This is a genomic window from Microbacterium sp. B24, from assembly GCF_000333415.1.
GTDB lineage: Bacteria > Actinomycetota > Actinomycetes > Actinomycetales > Microbacteriaceae > Microbacterium.
In genome coordinates this window covers 1-1830 of record NZ_BADB01000066.1, presented here as the reverse complement: position 1 = coordinate 1830, position 1830 = coordinate 1, and the positions used below count along the sequence as shown (strand labels likewise).

The following is a 1830-nucleotide window of genomic DNA, read 5'->3' as shown; positions in this document are numbered from 1 at the left end:
TGCGGCTCGGTGACGTGCAGGCGTTCATCCAGTACTCGCAGCAGTTCACCCAGCCGCTGTCGGAGCTCGGCGGCATGGCCGCCGTCGTGCAGTCCGGAACGGCCTCGGCTGAGCGCGTCTTCGAACTCCTCGACCAGGACGAGCAGGAGCCCGATGCCGCCGACGCGCCCGCCCTGCGCGAGGGACGCGGCGTGATCGAGTTCCAGAACGTCGCGTTCTCGTACAGCCCCGACAAGCCCCTCATCCGCGACCTGTCCTTCCGCGTCGAACCGGGCCAGACCGTGGCGATCGTCGGCCCGACCGGAGCCGGTAAGACGACGCTGGTGAACCTGCTGATGCGCTTCTACGAGCTCGACGGGGGCCGCATCCTGCTCGACGGACAGGACATCTCCGAGCTCACCCGCGACGATGTGCGTTCGCGCACCGGCATGGTGCTCCAGGATCCGTGGCTGTTCGCCGGAACGATCCGCGAGAACATCCGGTACGGCAACGAGCAGGCCTCCGACCTCGAGATCGTCGAAGCCGCCGTCGCGACCCGGGTCGACCGCTTCGTCCACTCCCTTCCCGACGGGTACGACACCGTGCTCGACGAGGACGCCGCCAACGTCTCGGCGGGGGAGAAGCAGCTCATCACGATCGCGCGTGCGTTCGTCGCCGAGCCGAGCGTGCTCATCCTGGATGAGGCGACGAGCTCGGTCGACACCCGCACCGAGCTGCTGCTGCAGCACGCGATGTCGGCGTTGCGCGAAGGACGCACGTCCTTCGTGATCGCCCACCGCCTGTCGACCATTCGCGACGCCGACCTCATCCTCGTGATGGAGCACGGCGACATCGTCGAGAAGGGCAGCCACGACGAGTTGATCGCCGCGGAAGGCGCCTACTGGCGTCTCTACCGCTCGCAGTTCGAGCAGGCCGCCGCCGGCGCCGACGACCCTGCCGCCGAGGTCGGCACCGGGACCGACGCGTGAGCGCGGCTGCAGCCGCGACGCCCGCCCGGCGCCGCGACATCCGCTTCGTGTTGGCTTGCATCGGGGTCGGGCTTGCTGCCGGACTGCTGTCGGGGCTGTTCGGCGTCGGCGGCGGCACGGTCATCGTGCCGATGCTGGTGCTCCTGCTGCGCTTCGACCAGCGGCTGGCCGCGGGCACGTCGCTCGCGGCCATCGTGCCCACGGCATCCGTCGGTGTCGTCTCCTACGCCCTTCACGGGTCCGTCGCGTGGATCCCGGCGCTCATTCTCGCCGCCGGCGCCGTCGTCGGCGCGCAGATCGGTTCCTGGCTGCTGGCACGCATCCCGCAGAACACGCTGCGCTGGGGGTTCGTGGGCTTCCTCGTCATCGTGATCGTGATGCTGTTCATCGTCGTCCCCTCGCGCGATGCCGCACTCGAGCTCACGGTCGCATCCGGCATCGGCTTGGCGGTGCTGGGGCTGTTCACGGGCGTGATGGCGGGGTTGCTGGGTGTCGGCGGCGGGGTCATCGTCGTTCCCGCGCTCATCTTCCTCTTCGGTACGAGCGACCTCATCGCGAAGGGAACCTCGCTGCTCATGATGATCCCGACCGCCATCTCGGGCACCGTGGGCAACGTCAAGCGCCGCAACGTCGACCTGGTCGCCGCCGCGCTCGTCGGCGTCGCGGCGTGCACCACGACGGCTCTCGGCGCCTGGATTGCCACGCTGCTGTCGCCCCTGGTCGCCNACATCCTCTTCGCGTGCTTCCTCACCTTCATCGCCGCGCAGATGGCGGTGCGGCCCATCCGCGCTCGTCGCGCGCGCTGAGGCGTTCATCCGTCCCGACCCGTCGCCACGCGGGTTTGATGCGGCCCTGCGGGCGG

At 69.7% G+C, this 1830-nt stretch carries 2 protein-coding genes; both read left to right on the top strand.

Annotation, left to right across the window (positions count from 1 at the left end; genetic code table 11):
- On the top strand, window positions 1-968 hold a 968-nt coding region (locus I5I_RS01560; RefSeq protein WP_036315579.1), incomplete at its 5' end, for an ABC transporter ATP-binding protein.
- Entirely contained in the window at window positions 965-1774 is an 810-nt protein-coding gene (locus I5I_RS01555) for a sulfite exporter TauE/SafE family protein (RefSeq protein ID WP_051039419.1), read from the top strand. The genes I5I_RS01560 and I5I_RS01555, both read left to right, overlap by 4 nt.
- Window positions 1775-1830: the final 56 nt, after the last annotated feature.